At 70.9% G+C, this 12,719-nt stretch carries 11 protein-coding genes; 7 read left to right on the top strand and 4 right to left on the bottom strand.

The genetic code is table 11. The features are described 5' to 3' along the window. Positions 1-85: 85 nt before the first annotated feature. Together glp and galU are read right to left on the bottom strand one after the other, a co-directional pair. The gene (gene glp, locus ACSYGN_RS23570) at positions 86-1,408 is read right to left on the bottom strand and encodes a molybdotransferase-like divisome protein Glp (protein WP_460398755.1); all 1,323 of its coding nucleotides are present in this window, start codon (positions 1,406-1,408) and stop codon (positions 86-88) included. Between the two features lie 5 nt (positions 1,409-1,413). Next, entirely contained in the window at positions 1,414-2,316 is a 903-nt protein-coding gene (galU, locus tag ACSYGN_RS23565) for a UTP--glucose-1-phosphate uridylyltransferase GalU (RefSeq protein ID WP_460398753.1), read from the bottom strand. Positions 2,317-2,469: 153 nt separating this feature from the next. Between galU and ACSYGN_RS23560 the strand changes: the two genes are divergently transcribed. Next, entirely contained in the window at positions 2,470-3,063 is a 594-nt protein-coding gene (locus ACSYGN_RS23560; RefSeq protein WP_460398751.1) for a 5-formyltetrahydrofolate cyclo-ligase, read from the top strand. 123 nt (positions 3,064-3,186) lie between these two features. Here the strand turns inward: ACSYGN_RS23560 and ACSYGN_RS23555 are convergent, their stop codons facing one another. Beyond that, a complete protein-coding gene (locus ACSYGN_RS23555) occupies positions 3,187-5,952 on the bottom strand; it encodes a penicillin acylase family protein (RefSeq protein ID WP_460398749.1) in 2,766 nt (921 codons plus the stop codon). Between the two features lie 212 nt (positions 5,953-6,164). Here ACSYGN_RS23555 and ACSYGN_RS23550 point away from each other — a divergent pair, with 212 nt between their 5' ends. From ACSYGN_RS23550 to mscL, 6 genes are all read left to right on the top strand, one after another. Beyond that, positions 6,165-7,724: a potassium/proton antiporter gene (locus tag ACSYGN_RS23550; RefSeq protein ID WP_460398747.1), complete on the top strand. Its 1,560-nt coding sequence runs from the start codon at positions 6,165-6,167 to the stop codon at positions 7,722-7,724. A 303-nt stretch (positions 7,725-8,027) separates the two neighbouring features. After that, positions 8,028-9,329 carry an MFS transporter gene (locus ACSYGN_RS23545; protein ID WP_460398745.1) on the top strand — a complete coding sequence of 434 codons (1,302 nt, stop codon included), beginning with the start codon at positions 8,028-8,030 and terminating at the stop codon, positions 9,327-9,329. A gap of 68 nt (positions 9,330-9,397) precedes the next feature. Beyond that, positions 9,398-9,706, top strand: coding sequence for an FmdB family zinc ribbon protein (locus ACSYGN_RS23540; protein ID WP_460398743.1), 309 nt, complete (start codon positions 9,398-9,400; stop codon positions 9,704-9,706). A gap of 125 nt (positions 9,707-9,831) precedes the next feature. Then, positions 9,832-10,665, top strand: a complete 834-nt coding sequence (locus ACSYGN_RS23535) for an S-methyl-5'-thioadenosine phosphorylase (protein WP_460398741.1) — start codon at positions 9,832-9,834, stop codon at positions 10,663-10,665. Between the two features lie 248 nt (positions 10,666-10,913). Continuing rightward, a complete protein-coding gene (locus tag ACSYGN_RS23530; RefSeq protein ID WP_460398739.1) occupies positions 10,914-11,561 on the top strand; it encodes a hypothetical protein in 648 nt (215 codons plus the stop codon). Positions 11,562-11,699: 138 nt separating this feature from the next. Beyond that, positions 11,700-12,191: a large conductance mechanosensitive channel protein MscL gene (gene mscL, locus ACSYGN_RS23525; protein WP_460398737.1), complete on the top strand. Its 492-nt coding sequence runs from the start codon at positions 11,700-11,702 to the stop codon at positions 12,189-12,191. Positions 12,192-12,414: 223 nt separating this feature from the next. On the opposite strand, the gene ACSYGN_RS23520 is transcribed toward mscL, so the two are convergent. After that, on the bottom strand, positions 12,415-12,591 hold the full coding sequence (locus ACSYGN_RS23520) for a hypothetical protein (RefSeq protein WP_460398735.1): 177 nt from the start codon (positions 12,589-12,591) through the stop codon (positions 12,415-12,417). Positions 12,592-12,719 lie beyond the last annotated feature (128 nt).

Below are 12,719 nucleotides of genomic sequence, written 5' to 3'. Positions count from 1 at the left end.
TCACCCACCCCCTCAGCCCAGGCCGTCCCCCGCTCCCTCAGCCCGGGCCGTCACCGCCCTCGACCCGGGCCGTCACCCGCCGCCCTCAGCCCAGCAGGACGACCTCGACCTCGGTGCCGGGTTCGACGGAGGTCACCTCCTCGGGGACGACGATCAGCGCGTCGGCGTGCGCGAGGGCGGCGACCAGATGGGATCCGGCGCCGCCGACCGGGGTCACCGTTCCGTCGGTGTAGCGCGCGCGCAGGAACTGCCGGCGGTCCTTGAGCGAGTTCAGCGGCTTGTCCGCCGTGAGGGTGGCCGTGGTGCGGGGCCGGTGGACGTCCTTCAGGCCCATCAGGGTGCGGATCGCCGGGCGGACGAAGACCTCGAAGGAGACGTACGACGACACCGGGTTGCCCGGCAGCGCGAGCAGCGGGGTGTGGTCGCGGCCGACGGAGCCGAAGCCCTGGGGCTTGCCGGGCTGCATGGCGATCCTGCGGAACTCGACTCCGCTGCCGGGCTCGTCCTCGTCGCCGGTGGACGACAGCGCCTCCTTGACGACGTCGTACGCGCCGACGCTGACGCCGCCGGTGGTGACCAGGAGGTCGGCGCGGATCAGCTGGTCCTCGATGGTGGCGCGGAGCGTCTCCGCGTCGTCGTCGACGCCGCCCACCCGGTAGGCGATGGCGCCGGCGTCGCGGGCGGCCGCGGTGAGGGCGAAGCTGTTGGAGTCGTAGATCTGTCCGGCGCTCAGTTCCTCGTCGGGCTGGACGAGTTCGGTGCCGGTGGACACGACGACCACACGCGGGCGGGGGTGCACGCGGACCGTGGCGCGGCCGATCGCGGCGAGCAGCGCGATCTGCGTCGGCCCGAGGACGGTCCCGGCGTCGAGGGCCCGGTCGCCGGCCTTCACGTCGCTGCCCTTGGCGCGCACGTGCGCGCGTGCCTCCACCGGCCGGTGGACGTTCACCTGGCCGGCGGCGCCCTCTGGGGCGAGGCTGCGGGCGCGCATCCCGGTCACCGGGCCCTCGCCGAGGCCCCCGTCGGTCCATTCGACGGGGACGACGGCCTCGGCGCCGTCGGGCAGCGGGGCGCCGGTCATGATGCGTGCGGCCTGGCCGGGGCCCACGCGCAGTGCCCCGGCGGAGCCCGCCGCGACGTCCCCGACGACCTCCAGGGCGGCCGGGAACTCCTCACTGGCGCCCGCCACGTCCGCGACGCGTACCGCGTACCCGTCCATCGAGCTGTTGTCGAACGGCGGGAGGGAGACGGGCACCGTGACGTCCTCGACCAGCACACAGCCCTGGGCGTCGAGCAGTTGCAGCTCGATGGGCTCCAGGGGGCGGACGGTGGCGAGAATGTCCTCCAGGTGCTCGTCCACCGACCAGAGGTGGTCCGGTCCCGGGGTCTGGGTCGCGGTCGTGCTCAACGTGGTTACATCTCCTCGGCTACGTAACTGCGAAGCCAGGTCCGGAAGTCCGGGCCCAGGTCTTCACGTTCGCACGCAAGTCTGACAATGGCGCGCAGATAGTCGCCACGGTCCCCGGTGTCGTAGCGGCGGCCCTTGAAGACGACGCCGTGCACCGGGCCGCCGATGCTTTCGTCCTGGGCGAGCTGCTGGAGGGCGTCGGTGAGCTGGATCTCGTCGCTGCGGCCGGGCTCGGTCTTGCGCAGGATGTCGAAGATGTGCGGGTCGAGGACGTAGCGGCCGATGACCGCGTAGGTCGAGGGGGCGTCCGCCGCGTCCGGCTTCTCGACCAGGCCGGTGACCCGTACGACGTCGCCGTCCTCGGTGGCCTCCACGGCCGCGCAGCCGTAGAGGTGGATCTGCTCGGGCGCGACCTCCATGAGGGCGATGACGCTGCCCCCGTGCAGTTCCTGGATCTCGACCATGCGCGAGAGCAGCGGGTCGCGCGGGTCGATCAGGTCGTCGCCGAGCAGGACGGCGAAGGGCTCGTGCCCCACGTGCGGGGCGGCGCACAGGACGGCGTGCCCGAGGCCCCTGGGGTCGCCCTGACGCACATAGTGCATGGTCGCGAGGTCGCTGGACTGCTGGACCTTGGCGAGCCGCGCGGCGTCGCCCTTCTTCTGCAGGGCCGACTCGAGCTCGTAGTTGCGGTCGAAGTGGTCCTCCAGGGGGCGCTTGTTGCGGCCCGTGATCATGAGGACGTCGTCGAGACCCGCGGCCACGGCCTCTTCGACCACGTACTGGATCGCCGGCTTGTCCACGACCGGCAGCATCTCCTTGGGAGTGGCCTTGGTGGCCGGCAGGAAACGGGTGCCCAGACCCGCGGCGGGAATGACAGCCTTGCTGATCCTGGGGTGCGACTGAGTCATGTCCGCAACCTTATCCGCTGCCTTTGGGCAGATTCCGATGACTCGGGCCGATTCATGCTCTTATAAGAGCAATTGAGAAAGGTACGGAAACGACCGGTGAACCACCTGAACGATCTGAACCACCCAGGACGTTCGGCAGAGCATGACAAGCGAATGTTGCGCCGGGAGTTCCTCACGGTGAGGAACAGGTTGACGGCGGATGACGTGCGGGAGGCCGCCGCCGCGCTGGCCGCGCGGGCACTCGGCCTGCCCGAACTGGCAGGCGCGCGCACGGTCGCCGCGTACGTCTCCGTCGGGACCGAACCCGGCACGCCGGCGCTGCTGGACGCGCTGCGCGCGCGGGGCGTACGCGTGCTGCTGCCCGTCCTGCTGCCGGACAACGACCTCGACTGGGGCGTGTACGCCGGGGAGGGCTCCCTCGCGCGCGTGCGCCGCGGCTCCCGGATGACTCTCCTGGAGCCGTCCGGCGCGCGGCTGGGCCCGGAGACCGTGACCGCCGCCGACGCCGTCCTGCTGCCCGGTCTCGCCGTCGACACGCGCGGGATGCGGCTGGGGCGCGGCGGGGGGTCGTACGACCGTGTGCTGGCGCGTCTGGAGCGCGCGGACGCCCGTCCGGCCCTGGTGGTGCTCCTGTACGACTCCGAGGTCGTCGGGCACGTCCCGGGCGAGGAGCACGACCGCCCCGTGGACGCCGTGGTGACACCGTCGGGGGTGCGCCGGTTCGGCGGGGGCGGGAGCGGGGTCTGAGACGCCGAAACGGCCCTCCACGCGCGCGTGGAGGGCCGTTTCCGTGCCGTTTCCGTGCCGTTGCCGTACCGCTGACGGCCCGCTGACGGTCCGCCGCCGGCCCGGCGACGGGCCGTCAGCGGGCTACGGCTTGAGGACGAGCGTGTCGCTCGTGCTCTTGTCGACGGCCTTGCCGGTGAACGACCAGGGCAGCAGTTCGCCCTCGGTCCACTTGCCGGTCTGGTCGGTGTAGTGGGCGCTGAAGGCATGTCCCGAGGCGCCGGTCAGGTTGATCCACTTGGACTTGTCGAGGTCGGCGAGGTTCACGACCATCCGCATCGACGGCACCCAGACCACGCCGTAGCCGCCCGCCGCGTTCCAGCCGGTCGCGTTGACCGTGGCCTCGCCGCCGCTGAGCTTCCAGGGGCCGCGGTTGAGGATGTACCGGAGCGCGCTGGGGCCGTCGGTGCCGAGGGTCTGGTTCTTCAGGAACAGGCGGTGCAGCCGGCCCCAGTTCCAGGAGTCGATGTCCTTGCCGAGCTTGGCGGTGAGCTCCCAGCGGGCGTCGATCATGGCGCGCTTGAACAGCTGGTCGCGGTTCTCGGCCTTGGGGCGGTTGCCGACGCCCTTCGGGGTCTTCCACCAGTCGCTGTTCTCGTCGTCCATGAGCTTGCGGACGACCTCGAACCAGCGGTCGCCGCCGTCGGGCTGCGCCTGGTCGTCGTCGCGCTGGCCGCACTCGCTCACCTTGCTGTCGTCCTCGTCGACCGGGCCGGTGTTGTCGATCTTGTCAACCCACAGGCACTGGCCCTTGACCCGCAGCTCCTTGGGCAGCTTGTTGCCGAAGGCGAGCTTGAGGATGTTGCGCCAGACGGCGTTGAAGTACGCAGCCGCCGCCGAGTCGGAGTCCTGGGTATAGTCCCAGCCCTCCAGCAGCTTCTGGGCCTCGCGCACGTCCTTGTCCGGGATGTCGATCTTCAGCAGCTTGGGCACCAGCAGCTTGGCGATCTCGCTGCTGTTGTCGAGCTGCATCTGACGCATGTCGTCGGTGGAGATCTTGCCGCCGCCCTTGATCTTCGACTCGATCAGGTCGGTGATGCGCTGGCTGCGGGCGCCGTAGCCCCAGTCGGTGGTCAGCGTGTAGGGGTACTTGTCCTTGTCGACGACGGCCTGGTTGGCGGTGACGATGTAGCCGCGCTTCGGGTTGTACTCGTAGGGCAGTTCGGCCTGCTTGATGAAGCCCTTCCACTTGTACTTCGAGTCCCAGCCGGGCGCCGGGATCGATCCGTCGTCGCCCTGTGCGCGCGTGGGGATCTTCCCGGGCAGCGTGTAGCCGATGTTGTTGTTCGTGTCGGCGTAGACCAGGTTCTGCGAGGGCACGTCGAACTTGGCCGCAGCGGCGCGGAACTCGGTCCAGTCGGAGGCCCGGTCCATCGCGAAGACGGCGTCCATGGTGGTGCCCGCGTCGAGGGCGGTCCAGCGCAGGGCGATGCCGTAGCCGTCGCCGCGGTCGGGTGCCGCGGTGTCGACGGTGGCCTTCTTGCCGACCTTCACGAGTTCGTCGTCGCGGTCGGACAGCAGCGGGCTGCCGTCCTGGGTCGCACGGACGACGATCTTCTTGGACGCCCCGCCGGCGACCTTGATGGTCTCCTCGCGGGTCTTGAAGGGCACGACCTTGCCGTCGTACAGGTAGCCGTCGCCGCTGAGCTTCTCCAGGTAGAGGTCGGTGACGTCGACGCCGGAGTTGGTCATGCCCCAGGAGATGTCGGCGTTGTGGCCGATGATCACGCCGGGCATGCCGGCGAAGGTGTAGCCCGTGACGTCGTACTGGCACTTGCTGGAGACCGTGCGGCAGTGCAGGCCCATCTGGTACCAGACGGACGGCAGCGAGGCCGACAGGTGCGGGTCGTTGGCCAGCAGCGGCTTGCCGGTGATGGTGTACCGCCCGGCCACCACCCAGGAGTTGGAACCTATGCCCTGACCGTTCACACCGACAGCCGTGGGCAGGCCGTCGAGGACCGTGTAGAGGCCCCCCAGTTGGCTTGTGAGGGCCGAACCCGTCGTCGTGGTGCTCGTGGTGCCGGTCGTGCCCGCCGTCGTCCCAGTGGACGTCGTGGCGCTTCCCTGGGTGAACGCCTTGGTGAGCTCGTCGTACTGGCCCTCCTGGACGATCGCCTTGTTGCGGCTGTACGGGTAGTCCGGGTACAGGTCGGCGATCTGCTTGGGGCCGAGGCGGCTGGTCATCAGGGCGCGGTCGATCTCGTCCTGCATGTTGCCGCGCAGGTCCCAGGCCATCGCCTTCAGCCAGGAGACCGAGTCGACCGGGGTCCACTGCTCAGGCTTGTAGTCGTTGGTGAACCCGAGGGCGGCGTACTCGAGGGAGATGTCCTTGTCGTCCTTGCCCTTGAGGTAGGCGTTGACTCCCGCCGCGTACGCCTGGAGGTTCTTCTTCGTGGCGGACGACAGCTTGGTGTCGTACTCCTTCTTCGCCACCCGGTCCCAGCCCAGGGTGCGCAGGAACTCGTCGTTCTTGACCTGGTCCTTGCCGAACATCTCCGACAGGCGCCCGGAGGTCATGTGGCGGCGGACGTCCATCTCGTAGAACCGGTCCTGCGCCTGGACGTAGCCCTGCGCCATGAACAGGTCGGCGTCGGACGAGGCGTAGATCTGCGGGATGCCGTACCCGTCCCGCTTCACTTCGACCGGGCCTGACAGGCCGTCGAGTGTGATGGATCCCGTGGTCTGCGGGAAGGAGGCGCGCACCGTGCTCACCGACCAGTACCCCCCGTAGGCGACGCCGCCGACCAGCGCCATCACCAGAACGAGGACGACCAGACGGGCTTTGCGCCCCTTCTTCCTGCCGGACTTGCCGGGCTTGTCACCGGTTGTGGCGGTGGTGTTGGGGGGCATCGCTGTCCTTGCTGTCCTAACGCGAGCGGCAGGCGGTCCTGGAGTGCTGGAGCAACCATAGGCGCAGGGCCCCGCCGTGCTTGACGCGGAGTGGGGATCTGTGCGGCCGGATGTTCGATCATGCCGCCGAAAGCGTCAAGAAAGCGTCAAGAATTAGGTAAGGTAATGAAGTACTTGCCGCGAAGTGGCTGCCCGCTTCGTGCCCACCGGACGTGTGCCGGGAGCCCCTGCGGGGTTCCGGCGCCCCAGGGACCAGAAAGGTACGGCCGCTGACTGTTCACCACCTCAACCAGCTTCTGCTCGTCTGCTCGCTCGTCCTGCTCATCGCCGTCGCGGCGGTCCGGATCTCCTCGCGCAGCGGGCTCCCCAGCCTGCTCGTCTACCTGGGCATCGGCGTCGCCATGGGCCAGGACGGGATCGGCGACATCCGCTTCGACAACGCCGAACTGACGCAGGTCATCGGGTACGCGGCCCTGGCCGTGATCCTCACCGAGGGCGGTCTCGGCACGAAGTGGAAGGAGATCCGGCCAGTGCTGCCCGCGGCCGCCACCCTGGCGTCCGCCGGTGTCGCCGTGAGCGTCGGCGTCACCGCGGCGGGTGCGCACTGGCTGATCGGGCTGGAGTGGCGGCAGGCGCTGATCATCGGCGCGGTGGTGTCCTCGACGGACGCGGCGGCGGTGTTCTCCGTGCTGCGCAGGATCCCCCTCCCCGCGCGCGTGACGGGCATGCTGGAGGCAGAGTCGGGCTTCAACGACGCGCCCGTCGTCATCCTGGTCGTCGCCTTCTCCACCGCGGGCCCCGTCGAGCACTGGTACGTGCTGGTGGGCGAGATCGCGCTGGAGCTGGCCATCGGCGCCGCCATCGGACTCACCGTGGGCTGGCTCGGCGCCTGGGGACTCAGGCATGTGGCGCTGCCCGCCTCCGGCCTCTACCCGATCGCCGTCATGGCCATCGCGGTCACCGCGTACGCGACGGGCGCCCTGGCGCACGGCAGCGGCTTCCTGGCCGTCTACCTGGCCGCCATGGTGATGGGCAACGCCAAGCTGCCGCACTGGCCCGCCACCCGAGGCTTCGCCGACGGGCTCGGCTGGATCGCCCAGATCGGCATGTTCGTCCTGCTCGGTCTGCTGGTCACTCCGCACGCGATCGGCAACGACATCTGGCCGGCGATCGTCATCGGGCTGGTGCTGACCATGGTCGCGCGCCCGCTGAGCGTCCTGCTGTGCCTGACGCCGTTCCGGGTGCCCTGGGCGGAACAGGCTCTGATGTCCTGGGCGGGGCTGCGCGGCGCCGTGCCCATCATCCTGGCGACGATCCCCATGGTGAACGGCGTCGAGGACAGCCGGCGCATCTTCAACATCGTCTTCGTCCTGGTCGTCGTCTACACCCTGGTCCAGGGCCCGACCCTGCCCTGGCTGGCCCGGGCGCTGAAGCTCGGCGGGCCCGAGGAGGCCGCCGACCTCGGCATCGAGTCGGCGCCCCTGGAGCGGCTGCGCGGCCATCTGCTGTCCGTGGCGATCCCCGACGGCTCCCGGATGCACGGCGTCGAGATCAGCGAGCTGCGGCTTCCAGCCGGGGCCGCCGTCACCCTCGTCGTACGGGACGGGAAGTCGTTCGTGCCGATGCCCTCGACGGTCCTGCGCCGCGGCGACGAACTGCTGGTGGTCACCACCGACCCCGTCCGCGACGCGGCCGAGCGGCGGCTGCGCGCGGTCGCCCAGGGCGGCAAGCTGGCGGGCTGGCTGGGAATGACCGGTCGCAACGGGAAGTGAAACGCACATCGACCATGGCTGGAAACGGACCCGGGCGGCGCCCGATGCCGTCCGGGCGATCACCGCTCGCGGGCACCACGCGCGCGTAGTGCCTCTTCTCACAGGCCCGGCCGGTCATGATCCCGGTACGATGAAACGGCACTCTGATCGAACCAACTCTGCCTGACGCAGAGCTGGCGCGACCGTATGGCGGTCGGATCGCCCCCTGTGACGGGCACCGGCATCTACCGCAGTTCCGCGCACCGAGGACAGCTCTCGGCGCCCCTCACGGGCGCGCTACCAGGCGGCAGAAAGGCACGGGCCGTGGCATCCACGGTCACCCCTGAGCCCGCACAGAACACGACGGAAACCGCCTCCCGCCCGGGGTACGGGCAACTGCTGCGCACCCGCGGCGCCTGGACCTTCCTGGTACCGGGTCTCGCGGCACGCCAGCCGTTCGCGATGCTCACCCTGTCCATGGTGCTGCTGGTGCAGCACACCACCGGCTCCTACGGCGCGGCAGGCGCCGTGGCGGCCGTCACCGGCGTGGCGATGGCGCTCTTCGCGCCCTACAGCGGCCGCCTGGCCGACCGGCACGGCCAGCGCGCGGTGCTGATTCCCGGCGCCCTCGTGCACGCCGTGTCGGGGCTGGGCCTCACCGCGCTCGCCCTGGCGCACGCCCCCCTGTGGGCGCTGTTCGCGGCGGCAGTGCCGACCGGCGCGTCGGTGCCGCAGATCGGGCCCATGGTGCGCGCCCGCTGGGGCGTGAAGCTCAAGAACTCACCTCTGATGGCCACCGCGGCGGCCTTCGAGTCCGTCACCGACGAGCTGACCTTCGTCGTCGGCCCGCTCCTCGCCACGGCCCTGTGCACCTCCGTGGCCCCGGCCGCGGGCCTGATCGCGGAGGCGACGCTGACCCTCGTCGGCGGGCTGCTGTTCGCCGCGTGCAGGAGCACCGAGCCGCCGGTGGCCGCCGGCGGCAGCGGGCACGCGCGCGTGAAGCACGCCTCGGCGCTCGGTGTGCCCGGCGTACGGGTGCTCGTGGTGACCTTCCTGGGCATCGGGGCCGTCTTCGGCGGGATGCAGGTCTCGCTGGCCGCGTTCAGCGAGTCGATCGGCCGGCCCGGTCTGAACGGCGTCCTGTACGGCGTCTTCGCCGCGGGCAACATGCTCTCCGGCGTCGTGTGCGGCGCCGTCGCCTGGAAGGCGGCCCCGCAGCGCCGTCTGCTGATCGGCTACACCGCCCTCACGCTGGTCGCGGCCGCTCTGTGGACGGCGCACTCGGTGCTCGTCCTCGCCGGTCTCGGCCTCCTCGTCGGCACGACCGTCGCGCCCGCCCTGATCACCGGATACACCCTGGTCGACGGCCTGGTCCCCGCCGCGTCCCGCACCGAGGCGTTCACCTGGCTGACCGGCGCGGTCGCACTGGGCCAGGCGGCGGCCGTCACCGTCGCCGGACAACTGGAGGACCGGCTGTGGGACGGCGCCGGGTTCCTGGTGCCGATGGGCGGCACGGCGCTGGCCCTGGTCACCCTCGTGGCGCTGCGCTCGCGTCTGGTGGCACGTCCCACAGGCCGGACCGTGGCGCGTGGCGTCGGTCACCGCCTGCCGGTCACGGTGGACTGACGCCGGGGAATACGTCACTATGGACCGTCGTTAGCACTCATCGAGTGAGAGTGCCAGGAGGAAATTCAGTGCCGACCTACCAGTACCAGTGCACCGAGTGCGGCGAGGGCCTCGAGGCGGTCCAGAAGTTCACCGACGACGCCCTGACCGAGTGCCCCAGCTGCGGTGGACGTCTGAAGAAGGTGTTCTCCGCGGTCGGCATCGTCTTCAAGGGCTCCGGCTTCTACCGCAACGACAGCCGCGGCTCCTCGTCGAGCAGCAGCCCCGCGAAGTCGAAGCCGGCGGCCTCGTCGAGCTCCACGGATTCCGCTGGCTCCGCCGCCAAGTCGAGCTCCACGACGTCGTCGTCGAGCTCCGCCAGCAGCTCGGCCGCCTGACACTTCTCCGGGGGACCCTGCCGTCGTACGACGGCAGGGTCCTCGGCGTTCCCGCAGGCGGGGTGCGCCGTCACGCAGCCGGCCACGCGCCCCGCCGTTCCGCCGGGCGGGTTACTGTGCTGGGCATGGCGAACGCAGAGATCGGCGTAATCGGCGGTTCCGGCTTCTACTCGTTCCTCGACGACGTGACCGAGGTCCAGGTGGACACCCCCTACGGACCGCCCAGCGACTCCCTCTTCCTCGGTGAGATCGCCGGCCGGCGGGTCGCCTTCCTCCCCCGGCACGGCCGCGGCCACCATCTGCCGCCGCACCGCATCAACTACCGCGCCAATCTCTGGGCGCTGCGCTCCCTCGGGGTGCGCCAGGTGCTGGGCCCCTGCGCGGTGGGCGGGCTGCGCCCCGAGTACGGCCCGGGCACACTGCTGGTGCCGGACCAACTGGTGGACCGTACGAAGTCCCGGGCGGGCTCCTACTTCGACGGGCTGCCGCTGCCCGACGGCTCGGTGCCGAACGTGGTGCATGTGTCGCTGGCCGACCCCTACTGCCCCGCGGGCCGGGCCGCCGCGCTGAAGGCGGCGCACGGCCGGGACTGGGAACCTGTGGACGGCGGCACGCTGGTCGTGATCGAGGGGCCGCGCTTCTCGACGCGCGCCGAGTCGCTGTGGCATCAGGCGCAGGGCTGGTCGGTGGTCGGTATGACCGGTCACCCCGAGGCCGCGCTCGCCCGTGAACTGGAGCTCTGCTACACCTCGATGACCCTGGTCACCGACCTCGACGCGGGCGCCGAGTCCGGTGAGGGCGTCTCGCACGAGGAGGTGCTGAGGGTGTTCGCGGCCAATGTGGACCGGCTGCGCGGGGTGCTCTTCGACGCTGTGGCCGCCCTCCCCGACAACGCGGTGCGGGAATGCCTGTGCACGACGGCACTCGGCGGGATGGATCCGGGATTCGCGCTGCCGTAACGGGGGCGGGGCCCGCTGCGGTCGCAGGCTGCGCCAGTTGCCGGCCGGCGGTCGCCGGTGACGGGAGCAGAGCCGTGCGCAGGCGGTGAACCAGGCCGCGACGAGGGCTGCTCCCTGCGGAACCCCTCCTTCGGGTGGCGGAGTTTTCCACAACCGACGGGTCGTCCACCGGCCCGGGCGAGCGGCACGGCGAAGCCCCATCGTGGGGGCATCGCAAGCCGCTCCCTCGTCGCAGGTGGTGATCCCCCATGTCCGGCTCCGCTTCATCGTTGTTCCCCCACCGGTCCTCGCCGCAGCATCAGCCTCTCCCCAGGTCGGCCCTTCACGAGGTCTTCCCGCCGGTCTTCCGGCCGACCGCGTCCTCACCGCGCCCGCCCGGCACCGACGTCCCGCCGACGTCCGAGATCCCGCTGTTCCCTCCCGTGCGGGTGCGCGGCGGATGGTACGGCTTCCAGCGGCTCGTACGGCGCTGTGCACCGATCCTGGCGGCCGGGCCGGCGGTGGCCGCGGCGGCGCTTCTGGCGACGGGCCCGCGGGCCGGGACGGAGGCGCATCCCAGGGTCCCGGTACCCGGTCGTCCGGTGGCGGAGGCGGCCCGGCAGCGCCCGGCGGCCTCACCACCGGCCCGGCCGGTGGCCGCGCCGGTGCGGATCGCCGACGCCGCCACCGTACGACTGCTGCGGCCCGGCGACCGGGTCGACATCATCGCGGCCGAGGGACCCGCGGCGGGCGCCGACGCCCACGTGATCGCGCGAGGAGCGCGGGTGGCGAAGGTGCCCGAGGCTGTGGACGACGGGGAGAGCGGGGCCCTGGTCGTGCTCTCGGTGCCCCGTTCCACCGCGGCGCGATTGGTGGGCGCGAGCGCTACCGCGCGGCTGGCGGTGACGCTGTGCTGAACCTTGCGCGCCGCCTCCTTGGCAGCCTCCTGCCGGGTCTCGCGCTCATGGACCGGAACCGGCCACAGCCGCCGCGGATTGACGTAGGTTGCGGAGTTGTCTGTTCCACGACCTGTGTCCCCGAGGAGAGGCCCCGAGTTGAGAGAGAGCAAACCGAGCGTCTGGCAGGGCTTCAAAGCCTTTCTGATGCGCGGCAACGTCGTCGATCTGGCAGTCGCCGTGGTCATCGGCGCGGCCTTCACCAACATCGTGACCTCGGTGGTGAAGGGCGTCATCAACCCTGTGGTCGGTGCGATGGGCACCAAGAGCCTGGACAGCTACAGCAGTTGTCTGAAGGACCCGTGCAAGCTGAACCCGGATGGATCGGTCAAAACGGGTGTCCAGATACTCTGGGGCTCCGTGCTCGGGTCGACCCTCAACTTCGTGATCACCGCGGCGGTGGTGTACTTCCTGATGGTGCTGCCCATGTCCCGCTATCTGGCCCGGATGGAGGCCCGCCGGAAGGCGAAGGAAGGCGTGAAGGAGACCCTCGAGGTGACCGAGCTGGAGGTGCTGAAGCAGATCCGCGACGAGCTGATCGCACAGCGCGGCTCCGGCCCCTCCTCCGGCTCCGGTTACGGGCGGCCTTAGGGCCTGTCCGACGGATCATGCCGGAGACGCGGGGGCTGGCACGCACATCTGCGGCGTTGTCGTCAGTCGCCGACGCTCCGCGTCGACTCCCTCCTCCGCCTTGCAGCTGCACGCACCAGCCCCCGCTCACCTGGGTCGACGGGTGCCGTCGGTTTCCTCCGACTCGATCCGCCGGACAGGCCCTAGCCCGCCGGTGTCTCACGGCGGCTCTGCGGCGCGCGGTTCAGAGGTGGTGGGGCGGCTTCTCGTCGAGGAAGCGCCTCAGGTCGGCGGCGCTGTCGGAGTCGCCGCGCTCGCCCCACCCGCGGTCCGTGTCGTCCGCCGACTGCTGGTTCAGCGGGTCTTCGAAGATCAGCGCGGCCTTCGGGCCGCGCGGTTCGGGGGCGGGGTCGCTGTTCATGGCTCCAGGGTACGACTCGGGGCGCGGCCGGTGCCGGGGCGCGCTCCCCGGCCGGGTCGGCCGCCGGTGCTGGGGTGTTCCGGCGGAGACGGCGACGCCGGAACCCGGTGAAAAGGGGAACGACCAGC

Source organism: Streptomyces sp. YIM S03343 (assembly GCF_054729195.1).
Note: the sequence above shows the minus strand (reverse complement) of the source record. Positions and strands in the feature narration are given on the sequence as shown.

Coding starts and splice junctions, on each gene's coding strand:
- ACSYGN_RS23560 (WP_460398751.1), top strand. CDS start 2,470: ATGTTGCGCCGGGAGTTCCTCACGGTGAGGAACAGGTTGACGGCGGAT.
- galU (WP_460398753.1), bottom strand. CDS start 2,316: ATGACTCAGTCGCACCCCAGGATCAGCAAGGCTGTCATTCCCGCCGCG.
- ACSYGN_RS23530 (WP_460398739.1), top strand. CDS start 10,914: ATGTCCGGCTCCGCTTCATCGTTGTTCCCCCACCGGTCCTCGCCGCAG.
- ACSYGN_RS23555 (WP_460398749.1), bottom strand. CDS start 5,952: ATGCCCCCCAACACCACCGCCACAACCGGTGACAAGCCCGGCAAGTCC.
- ACSYGN_RS23535 (WP_460398741.1), top strand. CDS start 9,832: ATGGCGAACGCAGAGATCGGCGTAATCGGCGGTTCCGGCTTCTACTCG.
- ACSYGN_RS23520 (WP_460398735.1), bottom strand. CDS start 12,591: ATGAACAGCGACCCCGCCCCCGAACCGCGCGGCCCGAAGGCCGCGCTG.